Source organism: Streptomyces daliensis (assembly GCF_054782395.1).
The window spans coordinates 53,327-73,003 of sequence record NZ_BAAGSO010000133.1; the positions used below are offsets into that span (position 1 = coordinate 53,327).

The following is a 19,677-nucleotide window of genomic DNA, read 5'->3' on the forward strand; positions in this document are numbered from 1 at the left end:
GCGAACGGCGAGGCACGACGGGAGCGCGAAGGCCACGTGACACGGAACGGACTGCTGCTGGGCATCGACATCGGCACGTCGTCGTCCAAGGGGGTGCTGGTCGACGCGGCGGACGGGACGCTCGTCGCCGAGGCCGTGCGCGAGCACCGCACGGAGACGCCGCGACCCGGCTGGTTCGAGCACGACGCCGAAACGGTCTGGTGGCACGACCTGCGGGCCCTCGCGAGGGAGCTGTGCGAGGGCGTGACCGCGCTGGCCGGGGTCTGCGTCAGCGGGATCGGCCCCTGCCTCCTCCCGGCCGACGCGCACGGCACACCGCTGCGCCCCGCCGTCCTCTACGGCGTCGACACCCGCGCGGGCGACCAGATCGCCGCGCAGACCGCGCGCTACGGCGCACAGCGCGTCCTGGAGCGCTGCGGCTCGCCGCTGACCAGCCAGGCCGTCGGCCCGAAGCTGGCGTGGCTGCGGGAACGGGAGCCCGAGGTGTACGCGCGCACCCGCCGCTGGTACATGGCGAGTTCATGGCTCGTCCACCGCCTGACGGACCCCCTGACGGACCCCCTGACGGACCCCTCTGGCTCCGGTTCGGGCCCGGGGTCCGGGGGCGCGTACGTACTGGACCACCACTCGGCCAGCCAGTGCACCCCGCTCTACGACCTGCGCGAGCGCGCCTGGATCGAGGACTGGCGCGAAGAGATCGCGCCGGGCCTGGAGTGGCCCGAGCTGGTGTGGCCCTCCGACGTGGTGGGAGAGGTGTCGGCGGCGGCGTCCGAGGCCACCGGCATCCCGGCCGGTACGCCGGTCACGGCGGGCACCGTCGACGCCTGGTCCGAGGCCACGGCCGTGGGCGCGACGGGCACCGGCGACCTGATGCTGATGTACGGCACGACGATGTTCCTGGTGAACGTGGTCCCCGAGCCGGTGCCCGACGCCCGCCTGTGGTCCACGGCGGGCGCCTTCGAGGGCACGTACTGCCTCGCGGGCGGCATGGCCACCTCGGGCGCGGTGACGTCCTGGCTGCGCGACCTCACGGGCGCGGACTACGCCACGCTGACCGCCGAGGCGGCCGGACTGCCGCCCGGCGCCGAGGGGCTGCTGATGCTGCCGTACTTCGCGGGGGAGCGCACCCCGCGCTTCGACCCCGACGCGCGGGGCGTCATCGCGGGGCTCACCCTCCGGCACGGACGCGCGCACCTGTACCGGGCCGCGCTGGAGGCCACGGCCTTCGGCGTACGGCACAACCTGGCCGCGATGACCGAGGCGGGCGGCGACCCGCGCAGACTCGTCGCGGTGGGCGGCGGGGCACGCGAGCTGTGGACGCGGATCGTCTCCGACGTCACGGGCCGCGAGCAGCAGGTGCCCCGCTACACCGTCGGCGCCGCGTACGGCGACGCGTTCCTCGCCGCCGTGGGCGTCGGCCTCGCGCACCGCGAGGACATCGCCACATGGAACCCCATCGAATCCACGGTCACCCCCGACCCGGCACACGGCCCCACGTACGCCGCGCTCTACGACCACTATCTGAACCTGTACGAGCAGACCGAGCCCACCGTGCACGCCCTGGCGGCCTCGCCCCACTCGTAGACGGGCGGCCGTGGCCCCTGGCCCCTGGCCTTGTGGCCGGCGGCCGTGGCCGGCCCGGCGTCCGTGGCCGTCGACCACCGCCCGCAGCCTCGCCGTAGTCCGCGAGTCCGCGAGGGTGGGGTACGGGCTGGGCGTGGGCGGCAGGCGCGGTCCGGTTCGTGGCGTGGGTCAGGCCGGGGCCGCGCGGTGGTTCGGGACGAGGAAGTCGTCGAGGATGCCGGGCGCTGCCGCGTGGGCGAAGGCGACGGCGTCGTGGGCCGACATGTCCGGTATTCGGTAGCCGTCCTCGCCACCGGCCACCCCGGCCGTGACCGAGAGCAGCCCCGCACGCCGGGACAGCGGCGTCCCGGTGAACGTCCAGGAGAGGACGGACTCGCGCCGCAGGGCGACGAGGTCCCGGCTGAACGTGCCGGACCTGATCAGCAGCCGCGACCCGGCCACGCCGTGCCCGAGCCCCCGTGCGGCGTCCCGGGCCAGCCACCAGCCCGCCGGTACGGCGACGGCCGCGTACCCCCAGGCGCAGTGCCACAGCACGCCCACGTCCAGGAGCGCGGCGAGCAGTGCCAGGACGGCGGACACGGGCGCGACGGCCCAGCCCAGTCCCCGCAGCAGGCGGCGCCGGAAGGCGGGGCGCGGATGCGGGGTAAGCCGGGGCGCGGCCCCCGAGCCCGTGTCCAGCCGTTCCGGCGTCGGCGCCTCCGGTGTGCCGCCGGGAGGGGTGAGCACGGCCGCGCAGATGCCCAGTGCTTCCGTCCGCGAGGCCGGTGGCAGCAGCACGCTGCGGGAGCGGTTTTCCTCGCGGTTGCCGAGGCCGCCCGCGATGGCCCGTACGGACGCGCCGCCCGCCGCGCGCAGCAGCAACGGTTCCCGCAGCGCCACCCCGTGCAGCCGGGTGCGTTCGATGGAGACGGAGCGGGTGGTCAGCAGTCCGCGCCGGATGCGCAGCGTGGCGGGCCCGGTCCACTCCAGGCGGTACCGCCACCAGTTCTCGGCCGCGAGCACGACGGCTCCCACGGCGCCGACGAGCGCGGTGACCAGCAGCGCGGCGGGCGCGAGCAGCCAGGGGGAGCCGCCCACGGCGGTGGCGGCCCGGCGCACGGGGCCCAGGCGCCACGGCTCGACGCCCATGCCGTCGAGCACGCGCCAGGCCGTGCCGAGCACGGTGAGGACGCCGCCGAACACCCAGAACGTGAGCGGTGCGTAGCGGAGTCTGCGCCAGTCCGCCGTGGCGAGCACGGTGTCCGACGCGGGCGCGAGCGCGGACGTGGACGCGGACGTGGACGCGGCCCCGTCGGCCCCGGCGCCGGTCTCCGTCCCCGCTCCTGCCGTGCGCGCGGGGTGGGCGAGCAGGGATTTCCTGAGCCGTTCGGCGTCGGCCCGGGTGAGCGCCTCCAGCCGCAGCTCACCGCTCGCCCCGGTCCCCGAACCGCCGCCGCTCGCGCTGCCCGCCGTGCCGACCCGCAGGACGGTCAGGCCGAAGAGGCGGTGCACCGGATGCGCGTACAGATCGATGCTTCGGACGCGGTGCAGCGGCACGCGGCGCAGGCTCCGGCCGAGCAGTCCCGTGCGCAGTTCGAAGGCGGTGTCCGTGACGCGGTAGCGCGTCGTGCGCCAGCGGGCCAGACCGAGTGCCGTGATCACCAGGAAGGTGGCCGCGACCGAGCCGAGCGTGATCCAGGTGCCCGCAGTGACCCGTCCTCCCCCGAGCGCGACGGTGGCCAAGGTGGAGGCGAGGGGAGCGGCCAGCCAGCTCACGTGGACGGCGAGCGTGCGCGGGTCGGGCGCGTGCCATGTGCCCTCCGAGGTGGCCGAAGTGTCCGGTGCCGCCGTGCCGTCGCCCACGGCCTTCGTCGCGCTCACGCGGCGTCCCCCGGGGTGAGCTGGGCCGCGGCGCCGATGCGGCGCGCGAGTTCCCCGGCCTCGGCTGCGGCGAGTCCGGCGATACGGACGTCGCCCGCCGTCGAGGCGGTGGTCACGGTGACGGTGGCCAGCCCGAACATCCGCTGGAGCGGGCCGTGCACGGTGTCCACGGTCTGCACCCGCGAGAGCGGGGTGATGCGGTGCTTCTGCCAGTACCAGCCGCTGACCGCGTAGACCGCCTGGCCGCCCAGCTCCCACGCGTGCACGCGGCGCCGCATGGCGGGCATGACCCCCGCGTACACGAGTGCCGGGGCCACGAGCACGGCCAGCAGCAGCGGGCCGAGCCACCCGAGGGCGCCGGGGAAGAAGAGCAGCGCGAGCACGAACAGCGTCGCCGCGACGAGCAGTGCCGGTCCCGAGAACACGGCCCACGCCTGCGCCGTCCACCAGCGCCAGGCCCGCGGATCGGCCCGGTGCCGGGGCTGCCGCAGCCGTAGCTGTGCCTGTGCATGCACCTGTGCTGGGTCGTGTGCCCTCGCGGACATGGTGGTTCCCCCGTCTGTCATCTGCCTGGCCGACTCTGCTTGCTCTTGTCAAGTCATCGGTATTGGAACGGTCATGGGCTAAGGTATTCCAATACAACGGACTTGTAAAGCGCGGACCGGAGAACGCCGGGAGGAGGCGGAGGGCTTGCCGAAGCAGGTGGACCACGAGGCGCGCCGCAGGAAGATCGCGGAGGCCCTGTGGCAGATCGCCAGCACCCGGGGCCTGGAAGGCACCAGGCTGCGGGACGTGGCGGCGGCGGCGAACATCTCGCTGGGCCAGCTCCAGCACTACTTCACGAGCAAGGACGAGATGCTCACCTTCGCCCTCGGCCACATCGAGGAACTGGCCGAGCAGCGGATACGGCAGCGCATAGCGGCGCTGCCGGGGGAGCCCGCGCCGTACGACGTGCTGCGCGAGTCACTCGCGGAGATGCTGCCGCTGGACGAGAAGAGCCGCACCGGCAACCTCGTCCAGATCGCCTACTTCGTACGCGCCGTCCACGACGAGGAGACGCGGAAGAAGGCGCAGGAGGGCATCCCCGCGCTGCGGGGGTTCTTCGCCTCCTTGCTGAGGGCGGGGCAGGAGCGGGGGGACGTCGCGGACGGCAGGGACGTGGAGGCGGAGGCGATGCTGTTGATCGGGCTCGTCGACGGCCTCACCAGCTACGTACTGCTCGACGTCCTCACCCCGGACGCCGCCCTCGCCCTCCTGGACCACCACCTGAGCGGCCTCTTCTCGTCCCCCTCGGCCCCCGCGACCTCCTCGGCCCCCTGACCCTGGTCAACGACCCGGCGACTCCCCGGCCCCGCCCCGCAACGCCACCGGCAGCGGGCGGGCGTGTACGACGGTGAGGCCCGAGACGGCCCTGGTCAGGGCGACGTAGAGGCGGCGGAGCCCCGTCCGTTCGTCGGGCTCGGCCGCCACCACCGCCGCTGGCTCGTCCAGCACGACGTAGTCGTATTCGAGCCCCTTCGCGAGCGTCGCGGGCACCAGCGTGAGGCGCCGCTCTGCACTGGTCTCCTCGCCGGGACCCAGCACGTCGAGCCCTGCCGCGTCGAGTGCGGCGGCCAGCTCCGCCACCCGGGGCCCGGCCGCGATGAGCCCGACGGACCCCTCGTGCTCCAGCGCCTCCCGGCAGGCCCGTACGACGGCCCCGTCCAGCTCCTCGCGGCCACCGCGCCCCCGCGCCTCCCGCGCTTCCCCCACCTCCCGTACGGAGAAGAGCCCTTGCGCCTCGCGGATGGACGTCGCCTCCGCCAGGCCGGGGGCGATCGAGGGCAGCAGCCTGGACGCGTAGGCGATCACCTCGCGCGGCACGCGGAACCCCTGCGTCAGCTCCTCCACCAGCGCGTCCGGCTTGCCGAGATGCCGCAGCGCCTCCTCCCAGCTCGCCGTCGCCCACGGCGTCGTCCCCTGCGCGAGGTCGCCGAGCACCGTCGCCGAGCCCGTCGAACAGCGGCGTCCGACGGCGCGGTACTGCATCGGCGACAGGTCCTGCGCCTCGTCCAGGACGACATGGCCGAGCGAGGGCGTACGGGACACCAGGTCGGCCGCCTCGTCCACGAGCACCACGTCGGCCGCCGACCACCTGGCCGACTTCACCCCGCGCGCGGGCCGCTCCCACAGCACCGCCTTCTGCTCGTCCGCCGTCAGCAGCCCGTCCGCGTGCTCCGCGAGGAAGTCCGCGTCGGAGAGCAGGCGCAGCACGAGCTTCGCCGGATCGACGGCGGGCCAGGCGGCCTTGACCGTGGCCTTGACCGCCGGATCGCGCGCGACCGCGTCCTGTACGCGGTCGTCAGGCGCCTCGCCCGCCTGCTCCATGCGCACCAGCACCGCGTGCGCGATCCGCTGCGGCAGTGCCTCGCGCGCCGCGCCGTACCGCATGTCGCGGGCCAGCAGCTCCTGGACGATCTCCGCCAGCTCGTACGCCGGTACCCGCCAGCGCCGCGACCCGCGCACGACCACGCACGGTTCCGCCGGCGCCGTCACCCCGGACCGCACGGCGCGCCGCAGCACCTCGGCCATCCGCGCGTCGCCCTTGACGCGGGCGCTCTCCGCGCCGTCCTCGCCGCGCACCTGGACGTGCGCGTGGACGTGGGCGGCGACGAGTTCGGTGACCGTCGCCTGCTTCACCTCCAGCTCGCCCAGCGCGGGCAGCACCTGCTCGATGTAGTGGAGGAAGGAGTCGTTGGGGCCGATGACGAGGGTGCCGGTGCGATGGAGGCGCTCGCGGTGCGCGTAGAGGAGATACGCGACGCGGTGCAGGCCGACGGCCGTCTTGCCCGTGCCGGGAGCGCCCTGGACGCAGACGGTGCCGTCGATGCCCGCGCGCACGATCTCGTCCTGCTCCGGCTGGATCGTCGCGACGATGTCCCGCATCGGGCCCACGCGCGGGCGCTCGATCTCCGACTGGAGCAGCGCGCTGGTGCGTTCCGCCTCGGCCGGGTCGGTGAGGTGCTCGTCCTCGTAGGCCGTCAGCTCCCCGCCCGTGTAGCCGAAGCGGCGCCGCAGCGCCACGTCCTGCGGGTCCTTCTTCGACGCGCGGTAGAAGGGCTGCGAGACGGGGGCGCGCCAGTCCACGACCATCGGGTCGCCGTCGGCGTCGTGCACGTGGCGGCGGCCGATGTAGAAGGTGTGCCCGGCCGCGTGCCGCAGATAGTCGAGGCGGCCGAAGAAGAGGGGGGTGTGGGCGAGGTCGGCCAGCGACTTGATGCGCGCGTCGACCTCGGACTGGAGCACTTCGGCGTTGACCCAGTTCGCCGTCACGTTGCCGATGTCGAGCGCCTCCGCGTCCTCGCGCATGGCGCGGAGCGCGGCGCGGGACGCGGCGAGGTGGCCGCGTTCATGGCCGAGGGGGTCCGACGGGTCCGGCTCGTCCGCCGGGTTCGACGGTGGGGGAGCGGCGGGTTCCGGCTCCGCTTCTTGGGCCGGTTCGGGGGCAGGGGCGGTCACGGTGAAGCCTCCGGCTGGGTGCGCGACGGGTACGGGGCATGAGCGTGCCGACCGGTTGCCGTGCGGTCGGCTCCTCCCGTCCCGGGAGGCGGCAAGACGCGCGATTCTAGCGACGGGCCGGAAGCGCGGCGAACGAATTTCCCGCCCGCACGCTGGGCACGCTTTCTGCCTGGGCACGGGCCGTGGTCCGCGCGGAGACGTCGACTAGGGTCGCGGCGGGGCGCCGACCGGCACCGGCACCGGCGACCAGCGACCAGCGACCAGCGACCAGTGAGCATCCGGGCGGGGCCGCCCCGCCCGGGGACGGGAGACGGCACAGGTGACAGGGCCGGGCACCTACGGGGACACCCCCCGCACTCCTCGTACTCCCCGCACCCTTCGCACTCTCCGTGGCGACGTCAACGCCAACGACGGCGACGACGCCAACGGCGGCGACGACGGCGTACCGCGCGGACGGACCCGCGCCCTCACCGTCGCCGCCGTCGCCCTCCTCGCGCTGTCGCTCGCCGCGTTCGCCGCGCTGTGCCTCGTCCAGCGCTTCCCCATGGCCGACGTGCTCGTCTACCGCGCCGAGGGCCGCGCCGTGGCGCAGGGCACCGACCTGTACGGCTTCACCGTCACCGAGTGGAAGCTCCCCGCCACGTACCCGCCCTTCGCGGCGATCCTCTTCGTACCGACCACATGGCTGTCGCTGCCCGCGCTCAAGGTGGCCTTCGCCCTCGGCAACGCGGCGCTCCTCGCCCTCCTCGTCCACCTCTCCCTCCGGCTGACGGACGCCGGGCCGCGCCCCGTGCCCCCCGCGCTGCGGCTGCCCGTCGTCCTCGCCGCGACGGGCGCGGGCCTGTGGCTCGAACCGGTCTTCCAGACGCTCGTCTTCGGACAGATCAACCTGGCCCTGGCCTGCCTCGTGCTGTGGGACCTCACCAGGCCCGACGGGGCGCGCGGCAAGGGCCTGGCCATCGGGGTCGCGGCGGGCATCAAGCTCACGCCCGCGATCTTCGCCGTCTATCTGCTGCTGACGGGGCGGCTGCGGGCCGCGCTCGGCGCGCTCGCGGGCTTCGCCGCGACGGTCGCGCTCGGCGCGCTCGTCCTGCCGGGCGCGAGCTGGGACTTCTGGACGCGGCGGATGTTCGAGACGTCGCGGGTCGGCAAGGCGTGGATCGTCGACAACCAGTCGCTCCAGGGACTGCTCGCGCGCGCCGCGCACACGCCCGAACCCGGGCTGCTGTGGCTGGTCCCGGCCGCGCTCGTCGGGCTGGCGGGGCTGGCGCTGGCCCGTCGCGCGTACGTCAGGGACCGCGCCGCCGGAGGGAAGGGCGGGTACGGGGACCGCTGGGGCGTCCTCGTCACGGCGCTGCTCGCGCTGCTGGTCTCACCGATCAGCTGGTCCCACCACTGGGTGTGGTGCGTGCCGCTGCTCTTCGCGCTCGCCACCTCGCCCTCGCGCGCGGTGCGCCGGACCACGGCGCCGGTGGCCGTGCTCTTCGCGGCCCGCACGATGTGGCTGGTCCCGAAGGCGGGCGACCAGGACCTCCACCTCGCCTGGTGGCTCCAGCCCCTGGCCTCCCCGTACCCCGTGCTGGGCCTGCTGGCACTGGGCGCACTGGCCCTGCGCCTCCGCGCCGTCCGCCTCCCGTTCCCGGGACGAGCGCCCGGACGCGATGCCCCGTCGCCGGAGTCCTCGGGCTGACGGGGCGCCGCGGACCGCGGCTTTCACCCCTCCGGGGTGCCCGGGGTGCCCGGGGCCTCCGGGTTCTCCTGGCTCTCCGGGGACGCGAGGAGTTCGTGGGAGTCGACGATGCGGTACGCGTAGCCCTGTTCGGCCAGGAACCGCTGGCGGTGCGCTGCGAAGTCCTGGTCGATCGTGTCGCGGGCGACGACGGAGTAGAAGCGGGCCTCGTGCCCGTCGGCCTTCGGGCGCAGGACGCGGCCCAGGCGCTGGGCCTCCTCCTGGCGGGAACCGAACGTGCCGGAGACCTGGATGGCGACCGTCGCCTCCGGCAGGTCGATGGAGAAGTTCGCGACCTTCGAGACGACGAGGCACGTCAGCTCGCCCTCGCGGAAGGCGTTGAACAGCTTCTCGCGCTGCGCGTTGCTCGTGTCGCCCTTGATGACGGGGGCGCCGATGTGCTCGCCCAGTTCGTCGAGCTGGTCGATGTACTGGCCGATGACGAGGGTCTGCTCCCCCTCGTGCCGCCGCACCAGCGCCTCGGTGACGCGGCGCTTGCTGTCCGTCGTCGCGCAGAAGCGGTACTTCTCCTCGGCCTCGGCCGTGGCGTACGCGAGCCGCTCGGAGTCCGTCAGATTGACGCGGACCTCGACGCAGTCGGCCGGGGCGATGTAGCCCTGCGACTCGATCTCCTTCCAGGGCGCGTCGAAGCGCTTGGGGCCGATGAGGGAGAAGACGTCCGACTCGCGGCCGTCCTCCCGCACGAGCGTGGCCGTCAGCCCGAGGCGCCGCCTGGCCTGGAGGTCGGCGGTGAACTTGAAGACCGGCGCGGGCAGCAGGTGCACCTCGTCGTAGACGATGAGGCCCCAGTCGCGGGAGTCGAACAGCTCCAGGTGCGGGTAGACGCCCTTCCGCTTGGTCGTGATCACCTGGTACGTGGCGATCGTGACCGGGCGGATCTCCTTCCTGGTGCCGCTGTACTCGCCGATCTCCTCCTCCGTCAGCGTCGTGCGCCGCATCAGCTCGGACTTCCACTGACGGGCCGAGACCGTGTTGGTGACGAGGATGAGCGTGGTCGCCTTGGCCTCCGCCATGGCACCGGCGCCGACGAGGGTCTTGCCCGCGCCGCAGGGCAGCACGACGACACCGGAGCCGCCGTGCCAGAAGCCCTCGACGGCCTGCTGCTGGTACGGGCGCAGCGACCAGCCGCTCTCGTCCAGCGCGATGGGGTGCGCCTCGCCGTCCACGTAACCCGCGAGGTCCTCGGCGGGCCAGCCCAGCTTCAGCAGCACCTGCTTGATCTGGCCGCGCTCGGAGGGGTGCACGATCACCGTGTCCGGGTCCACTCGGGCCCCGACCAGCGGCTGGACCTTCTTCGAGCGCAGGATCTCCTCCAGCACAGGCCGGTCGCTGGTCTCCAGGACGAGCCCGTGCGTGGGGTGCTTGAGCAGCCGGAGACGGCCGTAGCGGGCCATGGTCTCGGCGACGTCGACGAGGAGGGAGTGCGGCACGGGGTAGCGGGCGTACGCGACGAGCGCGTCCACGACCTGCTCGGCGTCGTGCCCGGCCGCGCGCGCGTTCCACAGGCCGAGCGGGGTGAGCCGGTACGTGTGAATGTGCTCGGGCGCCCGCTCCAGCTCGGCGAAGGGCGCGATGGCGCGACGGCACGCGTCCGCCTGCTCGTGGTCGACCTCCAGCAGCAGCGTCTTGTCGCTCTGGACGATCAGGGGCCCACTGTTCACGCGGGTCTCCTCCGTGTCGCGATGGGGGCGGTTCGGCTCTGTGGCCAAACGTCCAGTGTGCCGCATCGTGGCGGGTACGGCTGTGGGCGTCGGCACAGGTGCGGGAGGAGCGGGGCAGGCCCGGCGTCAGGGCGGGCGGGCCTGTGGCGGACAGGCCGGTGCCCCGCGGCAGTGCGGCGGGGGGCTGGCCCCGAGGTGCCTGGGAAACGCTGGCCTGGCGATCGCGGTTACTGTCCGTCAGGCTAGGTGTCCAGGTGGTCAACGAAGATTCCGATCAGAACGCGCCCGCCCAGCCGCTGCTCGGGGAGCGTGAAGTGCACGCGGTTCCGTGCCGGATGCTGCTTCGCGTGCCACTCGCAGCGATAAGTCTCTCCGTCGTGCTCGACATCGCGCTGCCGCATCGCCTTTTCCTTGGCCCTGGTATTCGGGCTCTCGGGCGACAGGTCGACGCCGAAGCGGCCCAGCTCGGCTTGGACGCCGTGTGGAAGCCCGTCGTGTCGCTTCAGGGAAGCCGCGAAGTGATCATTCAGGACGGTCAGGACCTTGGCGACCCAGAGGTGCAACTCTCGATAGGCGCCGTCGAACTTCCGGAAGGACAGGGAATTCGCGAGGACAAGTTCCGGGAAGGCGTCCGCCGCCAGTTCGAAGAAGCGGTGCTCGGGAATGTTTTCCCGCTCGTACAGGCCGCGCCAGAAGGCGGCGAGTTCGCGGTCGGTACTCAGGAAGTACAGCTCGGCCCCCGCCCCACCCGAGGGAAGGCTGACCGGCTGCCATCCGCTCGTGACGCCGCCGTCGGAGGGAAAGACGAGGCAGGCCGTTGTACGGCCGTCCAGCGTGCGTCGCAGAGCGTGGCCCAGTGTCCAGGCGAACTCATGCACCTTTCCGGCGATGTGGACGGTGTCCGGAGCGTCTGGGGTCTCGTCCGTGTCCCATGTGCGACAGCGGTCCATCAGGATGGCTGTTCGACGGCGCACGTCAGGAGAGACCACGGCGCCTGGGCCTTCACGCATGCGGAGAAAGTCGGACAGCCCGCAGTCGTCCGTACACGCGTGTTCGTACCACCATTCCGCTGTGGCCACTGGCCATTCGCGGAGGATGCCCCCGAGCGCGTCGTTGAAGTCGTCCAGTAAGCGGGTGAGCTGGTCAGGGGTCAACCCGCGGAAGTCGAAACTGGTCTCGTCCACGACCACCCGGTACGACGTGTTTCGGTCTGGTTCACCTTCGGCGTCGGGCACGTGCCAGCCTTCCCAGGTCGTCCTCGATCTGGTCGAAGAAGCCGCTTGGCCAGGTGGTCAGCTCTCCCCGCGAGGTCAGCTCGATGGGGACGGCCTCCTCCCGGCCGAAGAAGTGCACGATCGCCTCCTGCGATGACAGGGGTCCTTCTTCGGCGACGCCGAGTCGGGCACCGTTGAGAACGTGGTCGCTGTGAGTCTCCACGACCACTTGAACTCCGCTGCCCGCGACCTGTGCCAGAAAGCGGCCCAGTTGTGACTGCCCGGCAGGATGAAGGTGTGCCTCGGGATTCTCCACGATCAGGATGTCGCCGGGTTCGGTCATCAGCCCAGCGACGATGATGGGCAGGGCGTAGGAAACACCGAAGCCGGTGTTGGCCGGGCGGATCACCTCGCCGTACGGACCCGCCTCTCTGAAGCGGATAGTGCTCGCGGCGATTCCTGGTGCCCATTGTGCCGTGATCTGGAGAGGGCGGATGATGTGCGAGGCCCACGCTTCCGCCTGGGTGCGGAGAAGGGGCACCTCGGAATCCGGGTGCAGCAGCGGCTCGCGTACGGTCAGTCGCCGTGTGGTCAGCCTTTCCTGGCGCAGCGCCAGTACCTGTGCCGTGTGCTCTCCCCGTACGCCGACTCCGAGTTCGTCAGGCGGCTCGGCGGACACGGACAGCAGATCGCGGGGGCCGAGGCGTTCCGCGCAGAGATAAGTGAAGCCGCTTCCCTGTTGGCACAAGGCGGGCGGTGACTGGCCGGGTGATGCTTCGGCCGTGAGATGCAGTGCGCGTTCGGTGGGAATACCGAAGCGGTAGCTCCATTCGGCATCCGCTCTGTCGTCTCGCAGCCGCACGTGGAATTCGGGCTGCTGCGCCGCTGGATGCAGTAGTTCTTGCGCCTCGCCCAGAGCCAGTCCGTAGGGACCGTTGAGCTTGATCATCCCGTCGCCCGGGGACTGGGCCGCCTGCCGGGCCAGCAGCAGGGCCTGGACCACGGTGCTCTTGCCCGACCCGTTCAGCCCGGTCAATACGGTCAGTGAGCGCAGGTCGAACTCGGCGTCCGAGAAGCACTTGAAGTTGCGGATTCCCAACTCGGTGATCACGTGCCCGCCTTCGCGTCCTCTGCCGCGGCCTGGAAACGGTACTCGACACGGCGCCGGTCGCTGGTGGACGCGGTGATGGCGTCGAGGTAGTCGATGTCGCTGGTCATCCTGGAACGGGCGGCCGACACGATGTCCGTCCTTCGGCTTCTCAGGTCAGCCGAATCGTATGGGGCGAGCGCGATGGACCAGCTCTCGAAGAGCGCTCTGTTGATCGGGTTGCGTCCCGTCACACCGTTCGGCCATTTGCGAAATGCGTGTTCCTCGAAGACCAGATGGGCGTTAAGCATGGCCGAACGGAATGCCGCGCACAGTTCGTCCACGCGTGTATCGGACAGCGCCTCCGGATCGTCCAGCATTCTCGTCGCGCGCTCCAGGAACAGGTCCATCGCCGGTCGTGCCATGTACGCGTCCATGCCCAGCAGCCAGAAGGCGGCGAAGCGGAGCGCCATCTCGCGGTCGTTCATACGGATGTGACCGTGCATGCCGTTCGTCGCCGTGTTGAATTCGTCCATGGCTGTCATGGACTTGAGGATTTCTCGGCTCCGTGCCCTGCTCATGCAGTGCCGGATTTCCTGCGCGTTGAGTGGTGTGCCGCCGGTGTTGATGCGCTTGAAGATGTCGTACATGACGTCCGGCGGCGTCGTCGGATCGATGACGTTCACCACAAGCTGGGTGTTATAGATGCGGCGCTGCCATTGCACGGGAAGATCCGAGAAGCTCTTGTTGTTCTCGTTGAGATATTCCATTCCTTTGAGCCGGAATCCCTGTGCATTTTCCCGGACGAAGGAATGAAGGGTCGACAGTCGCTGTAGTCCGTCGACGACTCGGAACGCGCCGTCACTGTCCTCGGCGAAATAGAACGCAGGGAGTGGAATCTGTAGGAGTACGGACTCGACGAGGCGTGATTTCTGCTCAGCTTTCCACACCTTGCCGCGCTGGAAGTCGGGGGCCAGTTCCAGTGACCCCTCGTCGATCATGTCCAGAATGTTGCGGAGCGAGAACTGGTTCGTGGTCACCCGGATCGACGCGGGGTCCCAGGGCCTGACGATCGGTACGTCAGCCCCGCCGCCCCCCTCGTCCTCGACCTCGACACCTGTTGCCAGGCCGTCGAAGACGTCTTCGACCACCTCAGGTTCTTCCTGTGCGCGCGCCGTAGTCATGTTCGCGATCCTAGCGGCGGGCGTTCTGGCTGTTCCGGGACCGAAGGACGGCGGGCTGGCCGGTGCTCAGTCCTCCACCAGTTCCGCCACCCCCGTGATCCGGTGCAGGGGGTACGTGCGGACCTCGTCCGCCGTGTGGTCGTAGCCCGTGACGAAGCCGCCCTCCACGCGGACCGGTTCGATCACGCGCTGGCTGGCGGCGCCGTCCGCGTTGACGTAGCCGATCCACAGGGCCGTGCCCGTCAGGGCCGCCGACTGCATCGTGGCCAGGGTGTCGGCCGAGGTGGTGCGGGGGAGGGTGCCGTCCGGGGCCGGGGTGTTACGGCCGCGGACGGGGCGGTGGGCCGCCGTCGCCGCGTGGTCGCCCGCGCGGATCGCGCGCACGGCCGTGGTGAGCAGGGCACGCTCGGGTGCCGGGGGCCCGTCGGGGACGGGGTCAGGGGCGCTGCGGGGCGGGGTGCGGTGGGCGTCGGCGCGGGTGATGACGACGTCGCCCTCCGCCGACTCCGCCGCCGGTGCGTACCCCATCTCGCGGAGCCTGGCGAGCAGTTGGTCCGGCGGCACGGGCGAGGCGAGCACCGTGGGCGCGAGCAGCCGCGCCCGGAGCGGTGCCGACCGCTTGTCGGCCATGATCTCGGCGAGCAGCGCGTCGTCGTCGCAGCGCACGTACGAGGACGCGGCGCCGACGCGGAGCCTGCCGTGCCTGCGTGCCACGTCGTCCACGAGGTAGGTGAGGGGCTGCGGTACCGGTGTGCGGGAGTGCGCGGCGAGGAAGGCGTGGACGTCCGTGGCCGTCAGCCCCGCGTCGAGGCCGCGGCGCACGGAGGCGGGGGAGAAGCGGTAGACCGTCGCGCCGCCCTTGGACTCGACGTCGGCGAGGGCGCCGAGGGTGGCGGCCAGCGCGCGTTCCAGGGGGCCGGGTGCGACGGCCGTGAGGTCGGCCTGGAGGAGTACGTGGTCCAGGGGCTCGGGGAGGAGCGGGGCGAGCGCGTCAGCGGCGCGCTCCGCGGCCGACGCCAGCTCGACGGGCGTCAACTCCCTTGCGCGGGCGCCCGATTCGGGCTCCGAGGGATCGCCCGGATCGCCCCGCCCGTCGTCGAGGAGGAACGGGCGCGCGTACGAGGCGAGGGCGCCGCGCCCCGTGAAGCCCAGCAGCTCGGCCTCCTCCAGGGCCCAGCGGGCGAGCCGCGAGCGCAGGTCCTGGGCGGGGGATGCGGCGGAGGATGCGGCACTGGATGCGGCGGGGCCGCCCTCCGGCCAAGTGGGCGCCTGCGTCCCGACCCCCGCGCCCGTACCCGTACCCGTACCCGCGCTCGTGTCCGCCCCCGCCGCCCCGCCCCGCAACGGCCGCTCCCAGCGCAGCCGGTCCAGCACCGAGCCCGGCGAGGGCGAGGTGCCGGGGGCGAGGGTGGCCAGGAGTTCCAGGGCGCGGCGGCGGACGTCGGGGGCGAGGCCGCGGTCGAGCCCCGGACCCAGCGCGGACAGCCCGCGCCCCCGCGCGTCCCGCCCGCCCGCGAGCCCCGCGACACGCGTGCCCGTCAGCCAGGCCGTCGCCAGCCGCGCCCAGCGCCGCTGCGCGGGCAGGGCGAGCCAGTCGTCGTAGGCGGGGGTGGGCGCGTACGTCTCGTCGGCCTCTCCGTCGGAGGCGACGAGGCCTGCCGCGTAGGCCAGTTCGATCCAGAAGGCGGCGACCGGCTCGGGGAGATCGAGGGCCGTCGCGGTGCGCTTGAGATCGCGTACGCCCAGGCCGCCCGCGCGCAGCACGGCGGGCGGCTCGGCCTCCCAGTTGCCCAGCAGCTCCTCCAGGGTGGTCAGCGCGGTGTACGCCTGGCCTGCTGCCGCCGCGTCCACCGCCTCCGCGCCGTACTCCCTGTGCGCCTCGACCGCGGGCGGCACGGGCTCCAGCACGCGGTGCGCGCGCCCCTCGCGCAGATGCAGGGCCGCCTCGCGCGGCAGGACGACGGTGCGGGGCGCGCCCGTGGGCACGAGCAGCCCGTGGTCGAGCAGCCACGCGACGGGCGCCGACGGCGAATCCAGTTCGACGGTGCCGTACGGCGGGCCCCACGTCAGCTTGTCGAGCATCGCGGCGGACTCCGGCGGCGCCTGCGCGAGGAGCGCCGCCATCCGCTCGCGGTCGGTGAACAGCGAGGTCAGGGCGGCGAGGGCGCTCACCGGATCGTGGGTGCCCGGCAGCCCGACGGTCTCCAGGATCTCCTGGACGCGCCCCGGCGACATCCCGGACACCCCGGACGTGGCCTCCGCCAGGCTCGGGCCGAGCCCCGTGGGGGAGGGTGAGGCGGGGGTGGGCGCGAGCAGCTCGCGCGCCGTGCGCACGAGCCGCAGCCGCTCGTCGTCGCCCCAGAGCAGGGCACGCGCGCGCAGGGTCTCCAGGGCGCGCGGGAGCCGGGCCGCCGCCTCCTCGCCGGGGAGGAGGGCGGCGAGCGTGGTGTACGGGCAGGGGTCGGGCGAGACGGCCAGCGCCTCAGCGGTCTGGAGCGCGAAGCGGTCGAGCCGCTCGACGGCGCGCACGACGGACGCTCTGGTCCCGGCGCGGGTGGCGAGCTGTGTGAGGTCGTTGGGCACCGGCGAGAGCAGATCGGGCCGCGCGCGCAGCAGCTCGGCGAGTGCGCCGTCGCTACGGGCACGCAGATCGTCGGCGAGCGTACGGGGGGCGGCGGGGCCGCCGTTCTGCTCGGTGCTCATCCGTACAACGTTAGCCGGACGCGGTGACAGGCGGGCGCCGTGCGCCAGGGTACGCCCGGGTGCGGGAGGGCGACGCGTGTGCGGGGGCCGCGCGTGCGGTGCCGCGCGCTCGACGGTACGGGCACGGGTACGGGTACGGGTACGAGGACGGAGCGCCCGGGGGCGGTGCCCGGCGGGGTGCGCGGGGTACGGTCGAGACGTACGCGCGCCAACCGTGAGCAGCCGTTGGGGATTTGGTGGGGATCGAGAGCGAGCAGCTCGTATTCGACTATCTGAGCCGGGTCGGTGACCTGGCGCACGGCACGTCGATGACGGCCGCTGAACGGGCACGTCTCGTCAGCGGGCTGCGCGGCGAGATCGACCGCATGCGCGCCGCGGAGGGCGGCGCCGAGAGCAAGGCCGCGGTGCGCCGGATCCTGGGGAAGCTGGGCAAGCCGGAGGAGGTCGTCTCGGCGGCCAACGGCGGCCCTGTCAGCCCGGGGGGTCTGCGCGACGTCGCGGCCGATGGCGGTGGCGGTTCCGGTTCCGGTTCCGGCGGACGCGGCCCGTTCGGCGGCACCGGCGGGTTCGGCGGACTGGGCTCCTCGCTGGGCGGGCTCGGCGCGTCCCTGGGCGGGCTGGGTACGTCGCTGAGCTCCTCCCTGAGTTCCTCGCTGGGGTCGTCCCTGAGCGGGCGCGGGGCGCGGGGCTCCCAGGACACGCGGGGCGCGGGTGACTCCGGTTCCGGCCCCGCGCGTGACGGTGCGGCCTCCCGCGACGGCGACGACCGTGCGGGGTACGGGGCGGAGGACGGGCCCTCGGTCCCGTTCGTACCGGACCAGCGCGACCCCTCGGACGCCCCCGATCGCGCCCCCGATCGCGCCCCCGACCCCGAGCCCGAGCGCGCTCCCACCCCGCCGCCCCGCGACTACTCCTCCCCGCACCTGGCGGGCATGGACGAACTCGGCCCCGAGGAGTCGAACCCCGACTGGTGGCGCACCGACCCCAGCCCCTTCGGACTCGGCGACGGCATGGGAGCGGGTCCCGGCACGGGCACCGGTGGCCTCGGCGAGCAGGTGCCGGGCTTCGTCGGCGGCATCGAACTGCCCGAGGTGCTGAAGCCGCCGCCCGTCGACGGGATGGGCGACGGGCGGACGAGTCCGGGTACGGGCCCGTCCTCGCCCCCCGGCCCCCCTTCGGCCCCGGGGACGGGCTCACCGGGACCCCCGGTGACGGGCGCCTCGACCGTTCCGGCCGCCGAGCCCGGCATGGGCGGCGCCGGTGGCAAGGAGGCGGGCGCGGGAGCGGTCGCCGGGGCGGCCCTCCGACGGCTGTGGCCAGGCCGCGCGGGACGCGGCGGCGGCGCGGCCGAGGGGTCGCGCGTCGGCGGCATAGTGGAGATCGGTGCCGCCGTGCTGCTCGTCGCGGGGGCGCTGTTCGGCTCGCTCATCCCCCTCGCGGTGGGCTGGCTGGCGGCCTGGTGGTCGCCGCGCCTGAGCCGTACGGAGGCGAAGTGGGCGGCTGCGGGCATGCCGGGGCTGGTGGCTGCGGGTACGGCCGTCTGGATCTGGGGCCGCCTCGACGGCCGCTGGGGCGACCCCCTCGCGGAGGGCGGCGAGGCGTTGCAGACCGCGCTGAGTGACGCGTTCCCCGTGCTGCTGCGGATCGCCGCGGTGGCCAGCGCCCTCTTCCTCATCTGGCGCGCCCGCCGCGTTGCGCCCTGACGGGCGGGCTGGCCGAGTGGGGGTGCCCCTGACAGGGGGTGTTGCGCGGGACGGGTGAGCCGGTGGGGTGGGTGCTGTGGGTCCCGCGCCGGGGTGGGCCCTGCTCGTGGTCGGGTGCGCGTGTCTCGTCGGGCCCGGGGTCGGAGGCGTGCTGTGTGGCTCGGGCCATCGCGTGTTGCCGGTGCTGTGGCGGTTGGGCGGTTCGGGGCATGGTGCGTTCCCTCGTGCCCGGTGGGCCTGTTCGTGGTCGGGTGCGCGTGATTCGTCGGGCTCGTCGTGTCTGTGGGCGGGCTCCGTCGTCCGGGGGTGTTGCGCGGGACGGGTGAGCCGGTGGGGTGGGTGCTGTGGGTCCCGCGCCGGGGTGGGCCCTGCTCGTGGCCCGGTGCGCGTGTCTCGTCGGGCCCGGGGTCGGAGGCGTGCTGTGTGGCTCGGGCCATCGCGTGTTGCCGGTGCTGTGGCGGTTGGGCGGTTCGGGGCATGGTGCGTTCCCTCGTGCCCGGTGGGCCTGTTCGTGGTCGGGTGCGCGTGATTCGTCGGGCTCGTCGTGTCTGTGGGCGGGCTCCGTCGTCCGGGGGTGTTGCGCGAGGCGGGTGAGCCGGTGGGGCGGGCGCTGTGGGTCCCGCGCCGGGGGTGCTCCCGCTTGTGGTCCGGTGCGCGTGCCTCGGGCCGTCGGGGTGGGCTCGCTCGTGGCCCTGGACAGGGGTGGGTGACCCGGGCAGGGCGACGGGAGAAGGGGGACGAATACTGGGGGGATGATCGCTCAGCTGTTCGCCGCCGCTGGGGTGCTCGCGCTGCTCACCCTCGTGCCCGGTCCCGACATGGCCGTCGTCACCAGGCGCTCCCTCACGTCAGGGCCGGCGGACGGCTACCGCACCGCGGGCGGCATCGTCGCCGGGCTGCTGGTGTGGGGCGTGCTCGCCGTCGTCGGGCTCGCGGCGGTGCTCGCCGCCTCGGCCGTCGCGTACACGGTCGTCAAGGTCCTCGGCGTCCTCTACCTGCTCTACCTCGGCATCCAGGCGCTCTGGAACAGCCGCCGCAGCGCCCCCGCGGCCCCGGTCTCCGAGGAAGCGCCCTCCCTCCGGAGCGGGGGCGGCAGCGCCTGGCGCACGGGGCTGACGAGCAATCTGCTCAATCCGAAGATCGCCGTCTTCTACACCGGGCTCCTGCCGAGCCTCGCGCCCAGCGACCTCTCCGTACCGCTCGGTCTCGCGATCCTCGTCGCGCTGCACCTGGTGATGACGATGGCGTGGCTGAGCGGGTACGTGTACCTCGTCTCCCGCGCCCGCTCGGTCTTCGAGCGGCCCCGCGTGCGGCGCGCCATGGACCGGGTGACCGGTGTCGTGCTGATCGCCTTCGGCGTGCGGCTCGCGACCGAGGGCGCCTGACTCCGACGGCTTGCTGAACCGTCATTCAGCAAGCACTCACGGTCTGCC

At 73.2% G+C, this 19,677-nt stretch carries 13 protein-coding genes; 5 read left to right on the forward strand and 8 right to left on the reverse strand.

Annotation, left to right across the window (positions count from 1 at the left end; translation table 11 throughout):
• Nucleotides 1-36 precede the first annotated feature (36 nt).
• Nucleotides 37-1,584 (forward strand): FGGY-family carbohydrate kinase, encoded by a 1,548-nt coding sequence (locus ACYVOO_RS37650; RefSeq protein WP_461020229.1) that lies wholly within the window; start codon nt 37-39, stop codon nt 1,582-1,584.
• 168 nt (nt 1,585-1,752) lie between these two features.
• On the opposite strand, the gene ACYVOO_RS37655 is transcribed toward ACYVOO_RS37650, so the two are convergent.
• Nucleotides 1,753-3,444, reverse strand: coding sequence for a PH domain-containing protein (locus ACYVOO_RS37655; protein WP_461020230.1), 1,692 nt, complete (start codon nt 3,442-3,444; stop codon nt 1,753-1,755).
• On the reverse strand, nt 3,441-3,989 hold the full coding sequence (locus ACYVOO_RS37660; RefSeq protein ID WP_461020231.1) for a PH domain-containing protein: 549 nt from the start codon (nt 3,987-3,989) through the stop codon (nt 3,441-3,443). Before ACYVOO_RS37660 ends, ACYVOO_RS37655 begins: the two co-directional genes overlap by 4 nt.
• A gap of 145 nt (nt 3,990-4,134) precedes the next feature.
• Here ACYVOO_RS37660 and ACYVOO_RS37665 point away from each other — a divergent pair, with 145 nt between their 5' ends.
• A complete protein-coding gene (locus ACYVOO_RS37665; RefSeq protein WP_461020232.1) occupies nt 4,135-4,764 on the forward strand; it encodes a TetR/AcrR family transcriptional regulator in 630 nt (209 codons plus the stop codon).
• Between the two features lie 6 nt (nt 4,765-4,770).
• Here the strand turns inward: ACYVOO_RS37665 and ACYVOO_RS37670 are convergent, their stop codons facing one another.
• Nucleotides 4,771-6,942 carry a HelD family protein gene (locus ACYVOO_RS37670; RefSeq protein WP_461020233.1) on the reverse strand — a complete coding sequence of 724 codons (2,172 nt, stop codon included), beginning with the start codon at nt 6,940-6,942 and terminating at the stop codon, nt 4,771-4,773.
• 319 nt (nt 6,943-7,261) lie between these two features.
• On the opposite strand from ACYVOO_RS37670, the gene ACYVOO_RS37675 reads away from it, so the two are divergent.
• On the forward strand, nt 7,262-8,632 hold the full coding sequence (locus ACYVOO_RS37675) for a glycosyltransferase 87 family protein (RefSeq protein ID WP_461020234.1): 1,371 nt from the start codon (nt 7,262-7,264) through the stop codon (nt 8,630-8,632).
• Nucleotides 8,633-8,655: 23 nt separating this feature from the next.
• Here the strand turns inward: ACYVOO_RS37675 and ACYVOO_RS37680 are convergent, their stop codons facing one another.
• The 5 genes from ACYVOO_RS37680 to ACYVOO_RS37700 all read right to left on the reverse strand — a co-directional run bounded on the left by ACYVOO_RS37680 (nt 8,656) and on the right by ACYVOO_RS37700 (nt 16,541).
• Nucleotides 8,656-10,353: a DNA repair helicase XPB gene (locus tag ACYVOO_RS37680; RefSeq protein ID WP_461020235.1), complete on the reverse strand. Its 1,698-nt coding sequence runs from the start codon at nt 10,351-10,353 to the stop codon at nt 8,656-8,658.
• A 242-nt stretch (nt 10,354-10,595) separates the two neighbouring features.
• Nucleotides 10,596-11,537, reverse strand: coding sequence for a hypothetical protein (locus tag ACYVOO_RS37685; RefSeq protein ID WP_461020236.1), 942 nt, complete (start codon nt 11,535-11,537; stop codon nt 10,596-10,598).
• Between the two features lie 31 nt (nt 11,538-11,568).
• The gene (locus tag ACYVOO_RS37690; RefSeq protein WP_461020237.1) at nt 11,569-12,678 is read right to left on the reverse strand and encodes an AAA family ATPase; all 1,110 of its coding nucleotides are present in this window, start codon (nt 12,676-12,678) and stop codon (nt 11,569-11,571) included.
• Nucleotides 12,675-13,838, reverse strand: coding sequence for a GmrSD restriction endonuclease domain-containing protein (locus ACYVOO_RS37695; protein ID WP_461020238.1), 1,164 nt, complete (start codon nt 13,836-13,838; stop codon nt 12,675-12,677). Before ACYVOO_RS37695 ends, ACYVOO_RS37690 begins: the two co-directional genes overlap by 4 nt.
• Nucleotides 13,839-13,904: 66 nt before the next feature.
• Nucleotides 13,905-16,541, reverse strand: a complete 2,637-nt coding sequence (locus ACYVOO_RS37700; RefSeq protein ID WP_461020239.1) for a helicase-associated domain-containing protein — start codon at nt 16,539-16,541, stop codon at nt 13,905-13,907.
• Between the two features lie 236 nt (nt 16,542-16,777).
• On the opposite strand from ACYVOO_RS37700, the gene ACYVOO_RS37705 reads away from it, so the two are divergent.
• On the forward strand, nt 16,778-18,244 hold the full coding sequence (locus tag ACYVOO_RS37705) for a hypothetical protein (RefSeq protein WP_461020240.1): 1,467 nt from the start codon (nt 16,778-16,780) through the stop codon (nt 18,242-18,244).
• Between the two features lie 752 nt (nt 18,245-18,996).
• Nucleotides 18,997-19,629, forward strand: a complete 633-nt coding sequence (locus ACYVOO_RS37710; protein WP_461020241.1) for a LysE family translocator — start codon at nt 18,997-18,999, stop codon at nt 19,627-19,629.
• Nucleotides 19,630-19,677: the final 48 nt, after the last annotated feature.

Bases quoted from the DNA above. Each gene is read 5' to 3' on its own strand.
- ACYVOO_RS37660 (WP_461020231.1), bottom strand. From the start codon at position 3,989: ATGTCCGCGAGGGCACACGACCCAGCACAGGTGCATGCACAGGCACAG.
- ACYVOO_RS37695 (WP_461020238.1), bottom strand. From the start codon at position 13,838: ATGACTACGGCGCGCGCACAGGAAGAACCTGAGGTGGTCGAAGACGTC.
- ACYVOO_RS37700 (WP_461020239.1), bottom strand. From the start codon at position 16,541: ATGAGCACCGAGCAGAACGGCGGCCCCGCCGCCCCCCGTACGCTCGCC.
- ACYVOO_RS37710 (WP_461020241.1), top strand. From the start codon at position 18,997: ATGATCGCTCAGCTGTTCGCCGCCGCTGGGGTGCTCGCGCTGCTCACC.